Source organism: Mesoflavibacter sp., from assembly GCF_964226795.1.
GTDB classification, from domain to species: domain Bacteria; phylum Bacteroidota; class Bacteroidia; order Flavobacteriales; family Flavobacteriaceae; genus Mesoflavibacter; species Mesoflavibacter zeaxanthinifaciens.
Genome location: NZ_CAXQQP010000005.1, coordinates 125818 through 145849 on the forward strand (window position 1 = coordinate 125818; position 20032 = coordinate 145849).

The 20032-nt window shown below is 31.9% G+C and carries 15 protein-coding genes; 12 read left to right on the top strand and 3 right to left on the bottom strand.

What is annotated here, in order from left to right:
* The first annotated feature begins 3 nt into the window (after nt 1-3).
* From ACEQT4_RS02870 to ACEQT4_RS02905, 8 genes are all read left to right on the top strand, one after another.
* Complete coding sequence (locus ACEQT4_RS02870) at nt 4-1158, top strand: homogentisate 1,2-dioxygenase (RefSeq protein WP_027879598.1); 1155 nt, start codon at nt 4-6, stop codon at nt 1156-1158.
* 13 nt (nt 1159-1171) lie between these two features.
* Complete coding sequence (gene hppD, locus ACEQT4_RS02875) at nt 1172-2332, top strand: 4-hydroxyphenylpyruvate dioxygenase (protein ID WP_027879597.1); 1161 nt, start codon at nt 1172-1174, stop codon at nt 2330-2332.
* Between the two features lie 144 nt (nt 2333-2476).
* Nucleotides 2477-3256: a DUF3108 domain-containing protein gene (locus ACEQT4_RS02880; RefSeq protein WP_370225930.1), complete on the top strand. Its 780-nt coding sequence runs from the start codon at nt 2477-2479 to the stop codon at nt 3254-3256.
* A gap of 3 nt (nt 3257-3259) precedes the next feature.
* Entirely contained in the window at nt 3260-4183 is a 924-nt protein-coding gene (locus ACEQT4_RS02885) for a tryptophan 2,3-dioxygenase family protein (protein ID WP_027879595.1), read from the top strand.
* Nucleotides 4141-5463, top strand: coding sequence for a peptidoglycan DD-metalloendopeptidase family protein (locus ACEQT4_RS02890; protein ID WP_370225931.1), 1323 nt, complete (start codon nt 4141-4143; stop codon nt 5461-5463). Before ACEQT4_RS02885 ends, ACEQT4_RS02890 begins: the two co-directional genes overlap by 43 nt.
* Nucleotides 5463-7106 (top strand): glucose-6-phosphate isomerase, encoded by a 1644-nt coding sequence (pgi, locus tag ACEQT4_RS02895; RefSeq protein WP_370225932.1) that lies wholly within the window; start codon nt 5463-5465, stop codon nt 7104-7106. The genes ACEQT4_RS02890 and pgi overlap by 1 nt, the downstream gene beginning before the upstream one ends.
* Before the next feature lie 166 nt (nt 7107-7272).
* A complete protein-coding gene (locus ACEQT4_RS02900) occupies nt 7273-9924 on the top strand; it encodes a TonB-dependent receptor (protein WP_370225934.1) in 2652 nt (883 codons plus the stop codon).
* A 105-nt stretch (nt 9925-10029) separates the two neighbouring features.
* Nucleotides 10030-10458, top strand: a complete 429-nt coding sequence (locus ACEQT4_RS02905; protein WP_027879591.1) for a hypothetical protein — start codon at nt 10030-10032, stop codon at nt 10456-10458.
* Nucleotides 10459-10515: 57 nt separating this feature from the next.
* Here ACEQT4_RS02905 and ACEQT4_RS02910 read toward each other — a convergent pair whose 3' ends face one another.
* Nucleotides 10516-11592 (bottom strand): endonuclease/exonuclease/phosphatase family protein, encoded by a 1077-nt coding sequence (locus ACEQT4_RS02910; RefSeq protein WP_370225935.1) that lies wholly within the window; start codon nt 11590-11592, stop codon nt 10516-10518.
* 142 nt (nt 11593-11734) lie between these two features.
* Between ACEQT4_RS02910 and ACEQT4_RS02915 the strand changes: the two genes are divergently transcribed.
* The 3 genes from ACEQT4_RS02915 to ACEQT4_RS02925 all read left to right on the top strand — a co-directional run bounded on the left by ACEQT4_RS02915 (nt 11735) and on the right by ACEQT4_RS02925 (nt 16441).
* Entirely contained in the window at nt 11735-14614 is a 2880-nt protein-coding gene (locus ACEQT4_RS02915; protein ID WP_027879589.1) for a carboxypeptidase regulatory-like domain-containing protein, read from the top strand.
* 32 nt (nt 14615-14646) lie between these two features.
* Nucleotides 14647-15999: a DUF5689 domain-containing protein gene (locus ACEQT4_RS02920; protein ID WP_370225937.1), complete on the top strand. Its 1353-nt coding sequence runs from the start codon at nt 14647-14649 to the stop codon at nt 15997-15999.
* A 67-nt stretch (nt 16000-16066) separates the two neighbouring features.
* Nucleotides 16067-16441: a hypothetical protein gene (locus ACEQT4_RS02925; protein WP_027879588.1), complete on the top strand. Its 375-nt coding sequence runs from the start codon at nt 16067-16069 to the stop codon at nt 16439-16441.
* Nucleotides 16442-16443: 2 nt separating this feature from the next.
* Here the strand turns inward: ACEQT4_RS02925 and ACEQT4_RS02930 are convergent, their stop codons facing one another.
* Together ACEQT4_RS02930 and ACEQT4_RS02935 are read right to left on the bottom strand one after the other, a co-directional pair.
* Nucleotides 16444-17349 (bottom strand): histone deacetylase, encoded by a 906-nt coding sequence (locus tag ACEQT4_RS02930; RefSeq protein ID WP_370225938.1) that lies wholly within the window; start codon nt 17347-17349, stop codon nt 16444-16446.
* Nucleotides 17350-19473, bottom strand: coding sequence for a Tex family protein (locus ACEQT4_RS02935; protein WP_370225939.1), 2124 nt, complete (start codon nt 19471-19473; stop codon nt 17350-17352). It abuts the gene before it with no gap.
* 121 nt (nt 19474-19594) lie between these two features.
* Between ACEQT4_RS02935 and ACEQT4_RS02940 the strand changes: the two genes are divergently transcribed.
* Entirely contained in the window at nt 19595-20032 is a 438-nt protein-coding gene (locus tag ACEQT4_RS02940) for a hypothetical protein (protein ID WP_370225941.1), read from the top strand.

A 20032-nucleotide genomic window follows, 5' to 3' on the forward strand; every position in this document is an offset into this window, starting at 1 on the left:
AAAATGCCATTTTATCATAAATTAGGCAAGATACCGCCTAAACGACATACACAGTTTAGAAAACCTGATGGGTCTCTATATTCAGAGCAGCTATTTGGTACTATTGGCTTTGATGGTATGTCTACAAATTCATATCACGAGCATGCGCCTACAAAAGTAAAAGCAATTAAAAAGCAATACAGTGTAGCGCCCAAAATAGCAAAGTCAAATAATATACAATCATACAGATTTAGAGGTTTTCAAGTAAAACCAGAAAATGATTATCTACAAAGCAGAAAAACAGTATTAACTAATAGTGATTGTAGTATTATACTGTCTGCGCCAAAACAATCTACTAAAGATTACTTCTATAAAAACACTGATGCTGACGAGCTTATTTTTATCCATAAAGGAACAGGTAAGTTACGTACTATGCTAGGTAATTTAGATTTTAAATACGGAGATTATCTATTAGTACCAAGAGGTATAATTTACAAACTAGATTTTGATACAGAAGATAATAGGTTATTTATTGTAGAGTCAAGAAGACCGATTTACACTCCAAAACGTTACCGTAACTGGTTTGGTCAATTATTAGAGCATTCTCCATTTTGCGAGCGCGATTTGCGTCAACCACAAGAGTTAGAAACTTATAATGAAGAAGGAGAGTTTTTAATCAAAGTAAAAAAACAAGATGATATTTTTGATATGGTTTATGCAACACATCCTTTTGATGTTGTAGGTTACGATGGTTATAACTATCCATATGCATTTTCTATACATGATTTCGAGCCAATAACAGGACGTATACATCAACCGCCACCAGTACATCAGACTTTTGAAACAGACGCATTTGTAGTTTGTAGTTTTGTGCCAAGATTATACGATTATCATCCAGACTCAATTCCTGCACCATATAATCATAGTAATATAGATAGTGATGAGGTATTGTATTACGTAGACGGAGATTTTATGAGTCGTAATGATATTGATGCAGGTCACATTAGTTTGCATCCAGCAGGTATACCACATGGACCACATCCTGGTGCTGTAGAACGAAGCATAGGAAAAGTAAAAACAGACGAATTAGCAGTAATGGTTGACACATTTAAACCGTTACAAGTAACAGAAGAAGCATTAAAAATAGCAGACGAAGATTATTTTAAATCTTGGTTATAAATAAAGACAAACAATGAGTAAAGAAATAAAATCAGTAGATTACGGTTTAGAAAAAATATTTGATGGCGCGCAAGATTTTCTTCCGCTTTTAGGTACAGATTACGTAGAGTTTTACGTAGGTAACGCAAAACAAGCAGCACATTTTTATAAAACAGCATTTGGATTTCAATCTTATGCTTATAAAGGATTAGAAACAGGCTCTAAAGAGTCTGTAAGTTATGTTTTAAAACAAGACAAAATAAGACTTGTTTTAACAACACCTTTAAACAGTAAATCACCAATTAATGATCATATAGTAAAACACGGTGATGGTGTAAAGGTTGTAGCGCTTTGGGTTGAAGATGCAAGAAAATCTTATGAAGAAACCACAAAACGAGGTGCAAAATCTTTTATGGAACCTACGGTTGAAAAAGATGAATTCGGTGAAGTAGTTAGAGCAGGTATTTATACCTATGGAGAAACCGTTCATATGTTTGTAGAACGTAAAAACTACAACGGGCAATTTTTACCAGGTTTTACAAAATGGGAAAGCGATTACAATCCAGAACCAGTAGGTCTAAAATACATAGACCATATGGTAGGAAATGTAGGTTGGGGAGAAATGAATACTTGGGTAAAATGGTACGAAGATGTAATGGGATTTGTTAATTTCTTATCTTTTGATGACAAGCAAATCCATACCGAATATTCTGCTTTAATGAGTAAAGTGATGAGTAATGGTAATGGTCGTATAAAATTCCCTATCAATGAGCCAGCCGAAGGTATAAAACGTTCTCAAATTGAAGAATATTTAGACTTTTACGAAGGACCAGGTGTGCAACATATAGCTGTTGCAACAGACGATATTATTACAACAGTATCACAATTAAAAGCAAGAGGTGTAGAGTTTTTATCAACACCACCAGAAGAATATTATAAAGCGGTACCAGGAAGATTAGAAGAATTTAGTCACGAGCTAAGAGAAGATATCGAAACACTTAGAGGTTTAGGTATTATGATAGATGCCGATGATGAAGGATATCTACTTCAAATTTTTACAAAACCAGTAGAAGACAGACCAACACTATTCTTTGAAATCATACAACGTATGGGAGCACGTGGTTTTGGAGCAGGTAACTTTAAAGCTTTGTTTGAGTCTATAGAAAGAGAGCAAGCAAAAAGAGGTACACTTTAATATATGTTTACTTTTTAATAATAAAAAAATGCCATCTATACATTTGATGGCATTTTTTTGTTTTATATTTTTGGAATAGTAATTGTAATACTACGTTTAAATAAAGATGTTTAAGCTAATTAAGTGTTACAAATACAATATGTTATGAAAAGAATTTTACCAATTATAATATGTCTCTTAGCATTGCAATTAACTAATGCTCAAGAGTCGTCTTTTAAAACAGGCGAATGGTTTAAATTTAAAATGAGCTATAGCGGTTTTTTAAAAGCAGGTAATGCCACACTACAAGTAAATGAAACCGTTTTAGACGGAAAACAAGTGTATCATGTTGTTGGTAAAGGCTGGACAACAGGAGCAATAAAATGGTTTTTTAAAGTAGAGGATAGGTATGAAAGTTATTTTGATAAACGATCTATTGTGCCTTATAAGTTTATCAGAAAAATTGATGAAGGAGGACATAAAAAAGATATCGAAATCACTTTTGATCAAGACAAAAAAGAAGCACTAGTACATAATAAAAAACATAATACTAAAAAGTCATTTACAACAAAACCAAACATCCAAGATATGGTGTCAACTTTTTATTATTTAAGAAATAATATAGACACCAAAAACTTAAAAGTAGGCGATGAGGTTAAGTTAGATATGTTTTTTGACGAAGAAAATTATGGTTTTAAACTGAAGTATTTAGGAAGAGAAAATTTAGACACAAAATTTGGAGAAGTAGATGCTTTAATATTTAGACCCTATGTAATGGCTGGTCGTGTATTTAAAGAAGAAGAAAGTTTAACACTTTGGGTATCTAATGATAAAAATAAAATACCTTTGCGCATCAAAGCAGACCTTGCTGTAGGATCATTAAGAGCAGATTTAGAAGCTTTTAAAGGGCTAAAGCATCAATTTAAAATATTAGTAGAAGATTAATCGATGAGTGCTGACCAAAAAATTATAGATCAATTAGATAAAAAATATTCAGATTTAGATCAAAATCTAAATACACATTTAGAAGGCTTACTACACAGTAAGCCTATAGATTATTGGGACTATATCCAAACAGATGCCCTATTAAATTTACAGATAAAACGAACAACACTACCAGATGAAATGGTTTTCATCCTTTATCATCAAGTTAATGAATTGTTGTTTAAAATGATACTTTGGGAAATAGACCAAGTTGCAAATAAAAAAGACATAACAGCAGCATTTTTTGAAACTAAAATAATGCGAATAAGTCGTTATTTTGATGTCTTAACTTCATCCTTTACCGTAATGAAAGACGGTATGGATATAGAACAATACAATAAGTTTAGAAATACACTTACGCCAGCTAGCGGATTTCAATCTGCACAATACAGAAAAATAGAATTTGCTTCTACCGAGCTAATAAACTTAATAGATAATCGTTTTAGAGAAACTATTGATAGAAATACCTCTTTTGAACACGCTTTTGAACATTTGTATTGGCAAGCTGCAGGAAAAGACTATAAAACAGGTAAAAAAAGTTATACATTAACAGTTTTCGAGCAGAAATACAAAGACGAATTTATTAGATTTGCAGAATTCTATAACACACACAACCTGTGGACCATTTTTAAAAGTTTACCACAAGATGTTAAAGAAGACAAAGATTTAATAAAAGCAATGCGCCATTACGATTATACCGTAAACATCACTTGGGTTATGGCACATTATAATACCGCAAAACACTATTTAAACATAGGCGGTAAAACAGCAGAAGCAACAGGAGGAAGCGAATGGGTAAAGTACATGCATCCAAAATATCAAAGAAGAATATTTTTTCCAGACTTATGGAGCAAGCAAGAGTTAGAAGATTGGGGCAAAAATGTTTAGTAATACTAGCTTTAGCATTGCTAAGTATAGCCTGCAAAAACGAAGTAAAAGAACCTATACAAACCGTTGAGGTTATAGAGCCAGAAGAAGTGTATGAGTTTGGTTTTAACCTTAAAGATTATTTTGTAAAAAGAGATACTATCAGAAAAGGTGATAGCTTTGGAGAAATACTTCAACGTAATCAAATAGACTATTCAAAAATATTTCAAATAGCACAGCTAACAAAAGATAGTTTTGATATTACCAAGCTTCAAATAGGCAAGCCTTATACTTTATTGTGTTCTAACGATTCTTTAAAAGAACCAAAATGTTTTATTTATCAACCTACAAAAACAGATTATGTGGTTGTTAATTTTCAAGACTCAATTCACGCATATTCTTCAACAAAACCTATAAAATATGTCGAAAAAGAAGTGTCTGGAATTATAGAATCTAATATTTCAGAAGCATTAGATAAACAAGGGAAAAGTGTCATTTTAGCTTATAAAATGAGTGATGTTTATGCTTGGACAATAGACTTTTTTAGGCTTCAAAAAAACGATAAATTTAAAGTAATTTATACAGAAAAATATATAGACGACAGCATTTATGCAGGAATAGACGAAATTAAAGCAGCTTATTTTGAACATAAAGGCGAGCCATTTTACGCATTTCAGTTTGAAACCGATACCGTAAAAGGGTTAAAAGACTATTTTTCTGAGGACGCAAAAAACCTTCGTCGTGCATTCTTAAAAGCACCTGTAGAGTATAAACGTATTTCATCTAGATACAATTTAAATAGACGTATAGCACTTTACGGAAATCGTGTAAGACCGCATAAAGGGACAGACTTTGCAGCAGATATTGGTACGCCAATTAGATCTACAGCTAACGGAACTGTAATAGAATCTGCTAGAAGAGGCGGTAACGGTAATTATGTAAAAGTTAAACACAACTCAACTTACACAACACAATATTTACACATGCGTAATCGTGCGGTAAAAGTTGGTGATTTTGTAAAACAAGGAGACATTATTGGATATGTTGGGATGACGGGTAATACATCTGGACCACATGTTTGTTATCGTTTCTGGAAAAACGGAAAACAAGTAGATCCTTTCAAACAAAAACTACCAGAAGCAGAGCCTATATCAGACAGTCTAAAAGCAGAATATTTAAAGTTTATAAAACCTATAAAAATTCAATTAGATAATATAGAATACAATTATCCTATAGAAACTGAAGAGCAGGTTTTAGACATACATACCAATCAAGATAACGCAATTACATATACCAAATAATGGCATTACCTACAGTTAATCCAACAGCTACAAAAGCTTGGGAAAATTTACAAAAGCATTTTGATCAAGTAAAAGATTTAAAAATGAAAAATTTGTTTGCAGAAGATGCAAACAGAGCAAATAATCTAACTGTAAAATGGGAAGATTTTTACGTAGATTTTTCTAAAAATAGAATTACTGAAGAAACCCTAAAACACCTTTTACAACTTGCAGAAGATTGTAAGTTAAAGGAAGCAATTAATGCTCAGTTTAACGGTGAAACTATAAATAAAACAGAAGGAAGAGCTGTTTTACATATTGCATTAAGAGCTGATAAAGACGCTGTTTTTAAGGTAAATGGTGTTAATGTAATGCCAGAAGTTTTTGAGGTAAAATCAAAAATTGAAAAATTTACCAATCAAGTCACTTCGGGCGAATTAAAAGGATATACTGGTAAAGCGTTTACAGATGTTGTAAATATAGGTATTGGTGGTAGTGATTTAGGTCCAGCAATGGTTGTAGATTCACTTCAATATTATAAAAACCATTTAACAACACACTTTGTAAGTAATGTAGATGGAGATCACGTTAATGAAGTTATTAAAAAACTAAATCCAGAAACTACTTTATTTGTAATTGTTTCTAAAACATTTACAACCCAAGAAACACTATCAAACGCAACCACCATTAAAAATTGGTTTTTACAACACGGTAAAGAAGAACATGTTGCAAAACATTTTGTTGCAGTGTCTACAAATATCCAAAAGGTTAAAGATTTTGGTATAGATGCTAATAATATTTTCCCAATGTGGGAATGGGTTGGCGGTCGTTTTTCACTTTGGAGTGCAGTAGGATTGTCAATTAGTTTAGCAGTAGGATTTGATAATTTTAATAGTCTTTTAAAAGGAGCAAATAAAATGGATAACCATTTTAAAAGTGAATCTTTTGAAAACAATATACCCGTTATTTTAGCCTTACTAAGTATTTGGTATAACAACTTCTTTAATGCAGAAAGTGAAGCCATTATTCCATATTCTCAATACTTAAACCAATTTGCAACATACCTTCAGCAAGGCATTATGGAAAGCAACGGAAAAAGTATTGATAGAAACGGAAATAGAGTAGATTACCAAACAGGTACTATTATTTGGGGAGAACCAGGTACAAATTCGCAACATGCCTTTTTTCAGTTAATACATCAAGGTACAAAGTTAATTCCAGCAGATTTTATTGGATTTGCACAATCACTTCATGGTAATCAAGACCATCAAGATAAATTAATGTCTAATTACTTCGCACAAACAGAAGCTTTATTAAACGGTAAAACTAAAGAAGAAGTTATTGCCGAGTTTAAAGAGAAAAATGCATCTGAGGAAGAAGTTTTAACTTTAACACCTTTCAAAGTTTTTGAAGGAAACAAACCAACTAACTCCATTTTCATTAATAAATTAACACCTGAAAGTTTAGGTAAGTTAATTGCCATGTATGAACATAAAATATTTGTACAAGGTATTATTTGGAATATTTATAGCTACGATCAGTTTGGTGTTGAGTTAGGAAAACAATTAGCTAATAAAATTTTAAATGAGTTTGGAGAAGGTAATATAGCTATTCATGATAGTTCAACAACAAACTTAATTAAGCATTTTCAGTCTCTTAAGTAAACGTTAAGAAGTAGGTCTATAATTTTGTTATTCAGGATATTATTGCGTTTTTAAGTTGTTTGTTTTTAAAAAAGCACTTAATGTTAACATTAAGTTAATATTACATCTATAATTAGTAGTAATTTTGCATCAAATTTTGAAAACAAACAATTTTTAATTCAACATGATGAAAAACAAAATTCAATTTATGTTTTTGGCAGTAGCATTTATGTTTACTGCATTTACAATGGCTCAAAGTACAGTAACAGGTACTGTTCTTGACTCAGAAATCAATAGCCCTTTGCCAAGTGCAAGTGTTATGGAAAAAGGTACTTCTAATGGTACTACAACTGATTTTGACGGTAACTTTACTTTAAAAACTCAATCAGAGTCAGGAGAAATCGTAATCTCTTACGTAGGTTATGAATCAATAACTTTAACTTTTAACGGAAGTAAAAACTTAGGTAAAGTTTCTTTAGCTCCAGATAACTCTTTAGAAGAAGTAGTTATTGTAGGAACAGGTGTAATTGATTTAGCAGCAGGAAGAGAAACTCCTGTAGCAGTTTCTACAATTAGAGGTAAAGACATCCAATTAAAAGCTGCTGGTAACGTAGAGTTTGGTGAAGCTATGAAAAACACTCCATCTGTTTACGTTTCTAATCAAGCAGGAGGATTTGGAGATAGTCAAATTTTCTTAAGAGGTTTTGATCAAACTAACACGGCTTACTTATTAAACGGACAACCAATTAATGGTATGGAAGACGGTAGAATGTATTGGTCAAACTGGTCAGGTATGAGTGATGTTGCAAACGCAGTACAAGTACAACGTGGTTTAGGAGCGTCAAAATTAGCTATATCTTCAGTAGGAGGTACTGTTAATATTGTATCAAAAACAACAGATAAAACAGAAGGTGGTTTTGTTAGATTTTTAGGAGGTAATGATAGTTATTTCAAGACAACAGCTTCATATAGCTCTGGACTTAAAGAAAGCGGATGGGCTTATTCTGTTTTAGTAGATCATTGGCAAGCACATAGAAAGTATTCAATTGGTACAGCTGGTCAAGGACAAAACTATTTGTTTTCTGTAGGTTATAAGCCTAACGAAACTCACACTTTCAACTTTTTATTAACTGGTGCTCCACAATGGCATGATCAAAACTTCTCTGAAGATTTAGAATTCTATGAAACTTACGGAGAAAAAGCTAATGATAACTCTGGTTTTTTAAATGGAGAAAGATTTACAGAGCGTAGAAACTACTATCATAAACCTGTAGCTAACCTTAACTGGGATTTCAATATTAATGACAAAATGGAATTATCTACAGTATTATATGCATCATGGGGACGTGGTGGCGGAACTGGTAACGTTGGTAACGGACGTATTAGAAATGAAGATGTAGGTATTACAGGATTAAATGAAAGAGAAATTAATTTTGATGCAATCGTTGAAAACAACATTGCTACTGCTACAACAATAAACGGAGGTCAGTATGGTACTTTTGGTGACTCTTATTTAAGAAGATCTTCAGTTAATGCTCATAACTGGTATGGTTTATTATCTAATTTAAATTATGAAATTAATGATAATTGGAACTTAAATGTAGGGGTAGATGGAAGAACTTACAACGGTATACATTTTAGACAATTAGAAAACACATTAGGTTTAGATGGTTATAATGATAACTTTAGAACAGACCGTCCTTCTGATTATGTTATAACTGAGACTTTTGAAGCTAATCCATGGAGTGCATTATTTGATTATGCAGATAATGATCAAAGATATGATTACAATTACGAAGAAGTAATTCAATATGTAGGAGGTTTTGGACAAGTAGAGTATAAAAACGACAATTTTTCTGCTTTCGTACAAGGAGCTGTTTCTACTCAATCTTACCAAAGAGAAGGATTTTTTACAGGTAGAGGAAATGGTCTAGGAAAATCTGAAAAAGTAACTAAAGGAGGTTACAACATTAAAGGAGGATTTGCATATAAAATTAATGATAACCATTCATTCTTTGTTAACGCAGGTACATATTCTCGTCAACCATATTTAGATAATATTTTTGCAGATATTAGATATGATAACAGATTAGCAGAACCAGATGTAGATAACGAGGAAATTACTAGTATTGAAGGTGGATATAGATTTAAAGGTAAAGAATGGAGAGTAAATGTAGACGTTTATTCTACACAATGGGGTAATAGATTCTTATCTATTAATGGACCTGTTCAACCAGGTGCAGATGGATCTTTAAATACATCTGATGATGAGTTTAGTACTTACAGGCTTACAGATGTTACTCAAAGACATAATGGAGTAGAGTTTGATTTTGAATATCGTCCTATCGCTTCAAAATGGTCTTTCAGAGGATATGGTTCTTTAGGAAACTGGAAGTATGACGGAGAAACTCCTTATACACTTCAAAATGATGATACTGGAGACTTTATTATTTCAGATGGTAATGTTAATTTAACTGGAGTTAAAATAGGTAATGCACCTCAAACTTCATTTGGTTTTGGTGTTAGAGCTCAAATATTAAAAGGGTTAACCGTAGATATGGATTACAACATTTACACAGATTTATATGAGTTTGTAGATCCAGCAGATGTTGCAGCAGAAGCTCTTTCAGGAGGTACATACGAATCAGTAAGACTACCTGCTTATACTCTTGCAGATGCAGGTTTAACTTATAACTTTGATTTAGGGTCTAACAAAATGACTTTTAGAGCTAATGTTTACAACCTTTTCAATGCAGACTATATTAACCAAAGAGATGCTTTTGGTTACTACTTAGGTATTGGAAGAACGTTTAACGCAAGCTTAAGATATAACTTCTAATTCTATTAAAAAGAATTAAATTTAAAAACCGCTTCTGTAAAGAAGCGGTTTTTTTATGCAATATAATTACTACCTTTATAGCCTAATTAATTAAATAAAAAATATATGTATTCAACAGTAAAAATGTTACACTCTTATTGGGCATATTTAGTGTTTTTAATGTTAGTTGTAGCTACCTTTAATGCGCTTTTTAAAACATTTACAAATAAAGAATATGAAGCAAGAGATTTTAGAATTTCTTTATTCACTTTAATTGTATCTCATATTCAGTTTTTAATAGGAATTATTTTATGGTTTGTTGCTGATTACTTTGGAGAAATGAGCATGGGAGAAATTATGAAAAATAGCGCCATACGTAATGTAGCGGTAGAACATCCTGTAGCAATGTTACTAGCTATAGCATTTATCACTATAGGATACTCAAAACATAAGAAAAAACTAACTTCAGCAAAAAAACTAAAAACTATTGCTATATTTTACTCTATCGCATTAATATTAGTATTAGCTAAAATACCATGGTCTACTTGGTTTTAAAATATAAAAAAAGCGAGCTATATAGCTCGCTTTTTTGTTTAATATTATTATCGATATTTATTTATCGTTGTTCTTTTTGTCTTCAAGTTCTTTAATTAGATAGACATAAACCGGAAAGTGATCACTAAAACCATTGGTAAATCCACCATCAGCAAAACTTCTTAACGGGTAACCTTCCCAACGTCCTTTTTTATTCACTAAGTAGTTTTCATTAAAAATACCAGCTCTATAATAAGTCCAATTTGTATAATCTTTCTTTAAGAAAGGCTCTGTTAACATAATTTGATCAAATAAACTCCAAGCATCTCTATAAGCAGTAGTACCTAATCCTTCTTTTTTAAACATATCTATGTATGGATTATATATACCTTTAAAGTCTACCTTCTTTTTATTTCTTTCTGCTTTTAAAACGTCCTTAACACTAGCGTTGGTAGGATCATCGTTTAAATCTCCCATTGTTATTATTTTAGCATAAGGATCAATAGATTGTAAGCTATCAATAATACGTTTGTTTAACTTAGCAGCAGCAACTCTTTTAGGTCTACTTCTGGCTTCTCCACCACGTCTTGAAGGCCAATGGTTAACAATAAAATGCATTTTCTCGCCTTCAAGCTCACCAGATACTAATAATTGGTCTCTTGTGTTTATACGTTTTCTTGTTTCATCATCATAAATCTTTAAAGTATGTGTGCTTCTTGATGTTACTTGAAATAACTTTTTTTGATAAAGTAAAGCAACGTCAATACCTCTGTTGTCAGGAGAGTTAAAGTGAACAATACCATAATCTTTACCCAAAAGTAATGGGTCATTTACTACATCTTCAAGGACATTAACGTTTTCTATCTCGCAAACGCCAATAATTGCAGGAGAGTTTCTAGTAAAGTCAGATCCAATTTCTGAAATTACTCTAGCCATATTATGTACTTTCTTCTTGTATATTTCTTGACGGTTTGCTTTAATTTCCATCATTGGACTTGCCTCATCATTTTTTGTAGGGTCATTGATGGTGTCAAATAAATTTTCAAGATTATAAAAAGCAACAGTGTGGATTTTAAACTTTTTCTTTTCTTGTGCATTTACATTTATAATACTAATAAATAGTAGTGCAAATAGTAGGTAATTAAAATGTTTCATTAAAAAGTGTTTGTTACGTTTTTGTTATGTTATTTACAAAACTCCTGCCAAAAGTAGATATTTATTATAAATAATGTAAATTTGCACGCCTTAAATAATAATTATTTAATGGTAAAACAAAGTTTTAACAACAAATTCACTTATGAAAAAAAGTTTTTTATTTTTCTTATTTGGAGTTTTTTCAACGTTTACAGTGCTTGCGCAGCAAACTATTGTAAAAGGTAGTGTAAAAGATGCCGTAACCGATGAACCAATTCCGGATGTAACAGTAACAATTGAAGAGTCTAACGTAACAACTAAAACAGATGCTTTTGGTCAATTTACTTTTAAGCAAAACCTACCTTTAGGAGAGCAGATTCTTAAAATTGAAAAAGTTGATTATACCACAAAAAGATATCCTATTGTGGTTAATGAAGGTAAAACATTAGACATACAAGATATGACTTTATCTTATAATGCTAGTGATAAAAAAGACCTTTATATCATTTCTATTTCTGATGATCAGTTAAATAGTGAAGATGACGGATTAACAAGTAATGTGTCTGGACTATTACAATCATCTAGAGATGTATTTTTAAATGCTGCTGCATTTGATTTTAGTGCAACTTTTTTTAGACCAAGAGGATTAGATAACGCTAATGGAAAAGTGTTGATCAATGGTTTAGAAATGAACAAACAAGCAACCGGAAGACCACAATGGGGAAATTGGGGAGGAATTAATGATTTACAACGTAATCAAGAATTCTCAATGGGTAGTACGCCTAACGATTATAACTTTGGTGATTTAGCAGGTACAAATAACATTGTTATGCGTGCTTCTAAATATCGTGAAGGTGGACGTTTATCTTTTGCTTCTGCAAATAGAAGTTACGAAGGACGTATAATGGCAAGTTATAACTCAGGACTAATGGAAGACGGATGGGCATATAGCCTTTTAGCTTCAAGAAGATTTGGTGATGGTGGTTATATTGACGGAACACTTTATGATGCAAACTCTTTTGTTGCTGTAGTCGAAAAGAAAATTAATGATAAACACAGCTTAAACTTCACGTCTATCTACGCACAAAACAGAAGAGGTAGATCAACAGCTATTACAGAAGAAGTTTTTAGATTAAAAGGAAGACAATACAACCCATTTTGGGGAGATTTAAATGGAGATATAAGAAACTCTAGAATTAGAAGAATTGAAGAACCAATCCTAATGTTAAATCACTATTGGGATATTTCAGAAAAAACATCTATAAACACAAACATAGGTTACCAATTTGGACAAATAGGTAATACAAGAATAGATAATGGAGGAACAAGGTTAGTAAGATTTAACGGTCAAGATAGTTATATTGGAGGAGCTAGAAATACAGATCCAACTTATTACCAAAACTTACCAAGCTATCATTTAAATGTTGATGGTGGCCCAACAGCTTACGATTATGAACAAGCATACATCGCGCAACAAAATTTTGTAAACGATGGTCAATTTGATTGGAATGCATTATACACAGCAAATTCAACTTTTGAAAACTCAGTATATGCAGTACAAGAAGACAGAATAGACGATAAGCAGTTAATGGCTAATATTATTTTAGCTTCAGAATTATCAGACAATATCAGATTAAATGCATCTGTTAACTACAGAAACCTTAAAAGTGAAAACTTTGCAGAAGTATCAGACTTATTAGGTGGATCAGGATATTTAGATGTAGACTTTTTCTCTGATGAGCCAGCACAAAATACAGACGGAACTTTAACAACAGCACAATCTGATGTTAGAAACCCAAACAGAATTGCTAGAGAAGGAGATAGATATAAGTATAACTATGAAATTGATGCTAACGTATTAAGCGGTTTTGCACAAGCAGTATTTAAGTACAGTAAAGTAGATTTTTATTTAGGAGGAAGCATTTCTAAAACAGATTACCAAAGAACAGGTTTATTTGAAAACGGATATTTTGTAGGTAACTCTTTTGGTAAAGGTCCAAAAGTAGAATTTGAAAACTTTGGTGCTAAAGCAGGTTTAACATATAAAATTTCTGGACGTCACTTATTAGATTTTAACGGTGTATACATGACTAAAGCACCAAGTATTAGAAACACGTTTGCAAACGTAAGACAATCTAATATGTTGTTACAAGATGTAGATAGCGAAAAAATAACAAGTGTAGATGCAAGTTATATTTTCCGTTCTCCAATAGTTAAAGCTAGACTTACAGGTTTTTACTCTACAACAGAAGACGGAACAGATACAGGTTTCTTCTTTAGTGAAGGTGCAGGTAATAACTTAGTACAAGAAGCAATTACAAATATCGAAACTCAACGTATAGGAGGAGAATTAGGTATAGAAGCACAAGTAACACCAACAATTAAATTAAAAGGTGCTGCATCTTTTGGTCAATACATTTATAACAACAATCCAAATTTAACTTATTACAGTCAAGAATTTGGAACAGGTACAGCTCAATTTGGTGACGGTACAACCAACTTAAAAAACTTACACGTTGCAGGTGGACCAGAAAGAGCCTTCCAAATAGGTTTTGAATATAGAGATCCAGACTATTGGAATATAGGTGTAACAGCAAACCATTTCTCTAACGCTTATGTAGATCCTAGTGCATTAAAAAGAAGTGCTGCTTTTGTAACAGACCCAGAATTATATTCAGAAACTCAATTTCAAGATAATACAGCAAATGGTCAAAATTACGTAGTTACTGGAGGAGAAATAAATGATGTAGATCCTACAGTTGCAAAGCAACTATTACAACAAGAACAATTTGACGATTACATGTTAGTAAACGTTATAGGAGGTAAATCTTGGAAAGTAAATGACTACTTTATTGGGTTTTTTGCTACAATAAATAACGTATTTAATCAAGAGTATCGTACAGGTGGTTTTGAGCAATCAAGACGTGTGGATTACAGAAGTCAGTTGCAAGAACAAACAAATCCAAACGGACCTGTTTTTGGTAATCGTTATTTTTATGGTAACGGAACTACTTATTATTTAAATGTTTACGTAAGATTTTAATATATTTATAGAAAAAAATAATTCAAGAAAAGATGAAAAAAATAAATTTAAACAAAATAGCAGTACTTTTAGTAAGCTTAGTTGTACTAACAGGCTGTGTTGAAGACGATAACTTTGATGTACCTTCAACAATCGAAGGAATTTCAGAATACCCAAATACAGATGCAGAATTTAATACTTTAAGTGGTGTTTTAGGTGCATTTGGTAGTAATGGTAACGAAGCATACACTTACGAAGCTGCTAGCGAAACAGTATCAGAAAAATATACAGTAGGTTATGTTGTGTCTAGTGACGAAGGTGGTAACTTTTATAAGCAATTAGTAATCCAAGACGCACCAGAAAATCCAACTGCTGCAATTGTAGTGCAAGTAGATAAAAACCCATTATTTACTCAATACGAATTTGGTAGAAAAGTATATGTTAAGCTTAACGGATTAACTGTAGGCGAAAGTAACGGAGTATTACAATTAGGTCGTCTTAATGGAGATCAAATAGATGAAATAGCTAGCACATTAGTACCAAATCATATTATTAGAACTAGTGAAGTTGCAACTATTGTACCTAAAGAAGTTTCAATATCTCAGTTTAGTGATGCTCTAGAAAGTCAATATATCAGATTAAATAACATGCAATTTAATAGTAATCTTGTAGTAGGTAATACAACTACATTCGCTTCTGAAACTAATGACAGTTTTGATGGAGAGCGTTTACTAGAAAGTTGTGAAACAGGAAGTAGTGTAATTTTAAGTACAAGTACTTTCTCAGATTTTAAAGGATTACCATTACCAGCAAATAGAGGTAGTATTGATGGTGTATTAACTAGAGATTATTTTGATGATTTTTACACAATTTACATCAACACACCAGAAGCAATTAACTTTGATAATGACTTAAGATGTGATCCATTATTTGAAGACGATTTTTCTGCAGGAAACTTAGATAAATGGACACCTTACAACGTTACAGGAACACAAGAGTGGTATTACAATACATTTGGTAACCCAGATGATAGTGCAACAATGTCTGGTTTTTCTGGAGGAGCACAAACTAATGAAGATTGGTTAATCTCTCTACCAATTGATTTATCAAATACTCCAAGTGCCTTCTTAACGTTCCAAACTGTAAAAAGGTACAATGGTAATGATATAGAAGTATTTTATGCTACAGACTACAATGGTGGTGACCCAACTACAGATGGTACATGGGTAGCTTTATCACCAACTTTAGATACTAACACTGGTAGCTGGTCTTCTTGGACTGACTCAGGATCTTTAGATCTTTCTGCTGCTGCAGGTGGTAATGTGTTTATTGCATTTAAATATACATCTACAAGTTCTGCAGCTGCAACTTGGGAGATTGATAATGTAAAAGTTTCTGCAGAATAATAAATTCTTAAGAACATTAAAAAATAAAAAAACCTGCTATCTTTAGCAGGTTTTTTTATTTCAACATATGACAACATTTGATCAATTTTTCTTTGCTATATTTTCTGCATTTAAACCTAAGTTTAAACAAAAAGCTAACAGTATTGCCTTATTTTATATTTCAATACTTCAAATCGCTTTATTATTTGTTATAGGTGCTTTTCTTGTAACGTTTCTTAGTAAGATGCATGTTAAAACAATGTCTACATCTAGTATGTGGACGTTATTCATCATATTTTCAATAATCATTCACCTTAAAAACTGGATGAAGTACAATGGTAAAAGCCGAAAGGTTTTAAACGCAAAATTCAATAAAAGTAAAAACAGCTATAATACAAGTATACTTTTATTGTTACCTATAGGTTGTATTATTTTAGGATTAATTCTTTTAAAAAGTATTTGATCTTAAAAGAAGATATCTTGAGCTAATCTAAAAGTGTTAGCATGTGCACTAACAATTATCTTAATATCAGGACTATAACCGCCACCCATACTACACATTACAGGTATGTTTTGAGACTTACAAGTTTCTAAAACAAATTGGTCGCGCTGTTTACAGCCTTCTATAGTTAAGCTAAGTTTGCCTAGTTTGTCTGTAGCTATAACATCAACACCAGATAAATAATAAATAAAATCGGGTTGTTCTTTTTCTATTAATTGCGGAAGCACTTTTTTTAGTATAGATAAATACTCACTATCTCCAACATTATTATCTAATTCAATATCTAAATCGCTTTGCTCTTTTTTAAATGGATAGTTGTTTTTTCCGTGCATAGAAAAGGTAAAAACAGCGGAGTCGTTTTTAAAAATTTCTGCAGTACCATTACCTTGGTGTACATCTAAATCTACAATTAAAACTTTTTTAACTAAACCATTATTTAAAAGAAATCTGGCGCCTATTGCTTGGTCATTAAGCATGCAAAATGCTTCACCACGGTTAGTATACGCATGATGTGTGCCACCAGCAATATTCATTGCAATACCATGTTTTAAGGCGTACTCACTAGCTTTTATAGTGCCATCTGCAATAATAATTTCGCGTTCAATTAATAATTCACTTAAAGGAAACCCTATTTTTCTTGCAGCGCGTTGGTCTAGTGTTATATTTAATAAATCATAAAAATAGTTAGCATCATGGACTGCTAAAATAGGATTTTCATTTAGCATTTTTACAGGCTCAAAAAAATTATCCTCTATACAAGTCCCTTCGTGTAATAATTGTTTTGGTAATAACTCATATTTTAACATAGGAAACCGATGTCCTTCAGGTAAAGGATGGCTGTAAATAGGATGGTAAGCTATTTTTAACATCTATTTATGTAATTTAAGCTGAATACGCTTTCGCGGAAGATCAACACTCAATACCTTAACTATAATTTGCTGGTGTAAGTGTACATGCTGGTTAACATCTTTTACAAAACTGTCTGATAAGTTAGAGACGTGTATTAAACCACTTTCTTTAATACCAACATCTACAAAGCAGCCAAACGCAGTAATATTATTTACAATACCAGGTAATAATTGTCCTTCGCGTAAATCTTCAATCGTTTTAATGTTTTGATTAAAAGTGAAAACTTTTGCCTGCTCACGTATATCTAAACCTGGTTTTTCAAGTTCTTTAACAATGTCTTCTAAAGTTAAAAGACCAACTTCTTCTGTAATATATTTTTTTAAATTAATCTTTTTTAAAGTAGAGGTATTACCTATCAATTCTTTTACCGAAACACCTTCGTCTTTAGCCATTTTAGTAACAATAGCATAGCTTTCTGGATGTACTGCAGAATCGTCTAACGGATTATCTCCATCTTTTATTCTTAAAAAACCAGCGCCTTGTTCAAATGCTTTATCGCCTAATCTTGGTACATTTTTAATGTCTTTTCTACTAGAAAAAGCACCTTTTTCGCTTCTATATTTTACTATGTTTTCTGCTAATTTTGGACCAATTCCAGACACGTAACTTAATAAACTTTTACTTGCAGTATTTATATTTACACCAACTGCATTTACACAATTTTCTACTACAACATCTAATTGCTTTTGCAATTTATTTTGGTCTACATCGTGTTGGTATTGTCCAACACCAATAGATTTGGCATCAATCTTAACTAGCTCGGCTAAAGGATCTTGAAGACGTCGACCAATTGAAACTGAACCACGAACAGTTACATCGTAATTTGGGAATTCTTCTCGCGCAATTTTTGATGCCGAATATATACTAGCTCCAGCTTCGCTAACCACAAAAACTTGCACATCGGTTTTAAATCTAATTTTTCTTACTAAAGCTTCGGTTTCTCTAGATGCTGTTCCGTTACCTATTGCTATAGCTTCTATTTGGTAAGCTTCAGTTAACGTACTTAACTTTTTTAAGGCACCAATTTGGTCATTTTTTGGCGCATGCGGATAAATAGTTTCGTTGTGTTTTAAATCTCCTTTTTCGTCTAAACAAACTACTTTACAACCTGTTCTAAAACCAGGATCTATAGCCAAAACACGTTTTTCGCCTAAAGGCGATCCTAACAATAATTGTTTTAAGTTTTTGGCAAAGATGTTTATTGCTTCGTCATCTGCTTTTTCTTTGGCATTTTGTAATGCTTCGTTACTTAACGATGGGAATAATAATCGTTTGTAAGCATCGGTTATTGCTATTTCTATTTGATCGGCGCAAGCGTTGTCCGATTTTATGATTTTTCGGTCTATACGTTCTAACGCGCGGTCATTATCAATTTCAATTTTTACACGAATAAAGCCTTCTTTTTCGGCTCTAAGAATAGCTAATAATCTGTGCGATGGTATGCGATTTAGGCTTTCTTCCCAATCAAAATAATCTTTAAATTTTTGAGCCTCTTCATCTTCTTTTTTTGTTTTTACCACTTTCGTGGAAATCATAGCATAACGCTCTAATTGTTGTCTTAAACTAGTCCTAATATCGGTACGTTCGTTAATCCATTCGGCAATAATATGTCTTGCGCCTTCTAAAGCGTCTTCGGTAGATGTTACTTCACCTTTTATGTACTTAACTGCGATGTTTTCTATATCATTAGCATTTTGACTCATTATGATTTTTGCTAATGGTTCTAATCCGTTTTTTCTTGCAGTTTCGGCTTTAGTTTTTCGGCTTTTCTTGTAGGGTAAATATAAATCTTCAAGTGTTGTACTGTCTTGGCAAGCTTCAATTTTCGCTTTTAATTCGTTGGTTAAAACGTCTTGTTCTTCTAATGCTTTTAAGATGGTTGCCTTACGTTTTTCAAGCGTTTCAAATTCTTCTTTATATTTAACAATTGCACCAATTTCAACTTCATCTAAATTGCCAGTTGCTTCTTTACGGTATCTAGAAATAAAAGGAACTGTACAATCTTGATTTAAAAGAGTAACAGTGTTTTTTATAGAGGTTTCTGATAGGTTAGTTTTGGATTTAATGTAGTTTAATAGAAGCATAATTTCTTTAAAAAATGAAAGGCAAATATAAATGTTATGATTAGCAAAAATACGTCATATATCGTATAGTTTTAAGTCTTCTTTAAACCTAGTTTTGTTTTAAACCATAATTACATTTAAAATGAAACATTTACTATTAATCTTAACCTGCTTTATTTCTTTTCAAACAATTTCTCAAACCAAGCTATTAAAAGATGTGTCAAGTACTAAGCAAATGTCTGTAGAAGTAACGACACTTTTTAAGCAAAATAAAATAAATGAAGCATTTCAAATCCTTACGCCATATTGGCCAATACCGCAAAATGAGATTGAAACTTTAAAAGAAAAAATTATAAAGTATACCAATATAATTAGTAATCGTTTTGGAGAACCATTTAATTATTTAAAAGTCAAAGATGAAACTATTAGTGATATCGCAAAACGCGAAACATATTTAATCCAATATGAAAATACAGCAGTACGTTTAATATTTACCTATTACAAAAGTAAAAACGGTTGGATTGTAAATGCCTTTAAATGGGACGATAATTTTACCGAAGAATTTGTAACTACTAAATAA

Coding starts and splice junctions, on each gene's coding strand:
- ACEQT4_RS02890 (WP_370225931.1), top strand. CDS start 4,141: ATGGAGCAAGCAAGAGTTAGAAGATTGGGGCAAAAATGTTTAGTAATA.
- ACEQT4_RS02880 (WP_370225930.1), top strand. CDS start 2,477: ATGAAAAGAATTTTACCAATTATAATATGTCTCTTAGCATTGCAATTA.
- ACEQT4_RS02920 (WP_370225937.1), top strand. CDS start 14,647: ATGAAAAAAATAAATTTAAACAAAATAGCAGTACTTTTAGTAAGCTTA.
- ACEQT4_RS02870 (WP_027879598.1), top strand. CDS start 4: ATGCCATTTTATCATAAATTAGGCAAGATACCGCCTAAACGACATACA.
- ACEQT4_RS02900 (WP_370225934.1), top strand. CDS start 7,273: ATGAAAAACAAAATTCAATTTATGTTTTTGGCAGTAGCATTTATGTTT.
- ACEQT4_RS02910 (WP_370225935.1), bottom strand. CDS start 11,592: ATGAAACATTTTAATTACCTACTATTTGCACTACTATTTATTAGTATT.
- ACEQT4_RS02935 (WP_370225939.1), bottom strand. CDS start 19,473: ATGCTTCTATTAAACTACATTAAATCCAAAACTAACCTATCAGAAACC.
- pgi (WP_370225932.1), top strand. CDS start 5,463: ATGGCATTACCTACAGTTAATCCAACAGCTACAAAAGCTTGGGAAAAT.
- ACEQT4_RS02905 (WP_027879591.1), top strand. CDS start 10,030: ATGTATTCAACAGTAAAAATGTTACACTCTTATTGGGCATATTTAGTG.
- ACEQT4_RS02940 (WP_370225941.1), top strand. CDS start 19,595: ATGAAACATTTACTATTAATCTTAACCTGCTTTATTTCTTTTCAAACA.
- hppD (WP_027879597.1), top strand. CDS start 1,172: ATGAGTAAAGAAATAAAATCAGTAGATTACGGTTTAGAAAAAATATTT.
- ACEQT4_RS02915 (WP_027879589.1), top strand. CDS start 11,735: ATGAAAAAAAGTTTTTTATTTTTCTTATTTGGAGTTTTTTCAACGTTT.
- ACEQT4_RS02930 (WP_370225938.1), bottom strand. CDS start 17,349: ATGTTAAAAATAGCTTACCATCCTATTTACAGCCATCCTTTACCTGAA.
- ACEQT4_RS02925 (WP_027879588.1), top strand. CDS start 16,067: ATGACAACATTTGATCAATTTTTCTTTGCTATATTTTCTGCATTTAAA.
- ACEQT4_RS02885 (WP_027879595.1), top strand. CDS start 3,260: ATGAGTGCTGACCAAAAAATTATAGATCAATTAGATAAAAAATATTCA.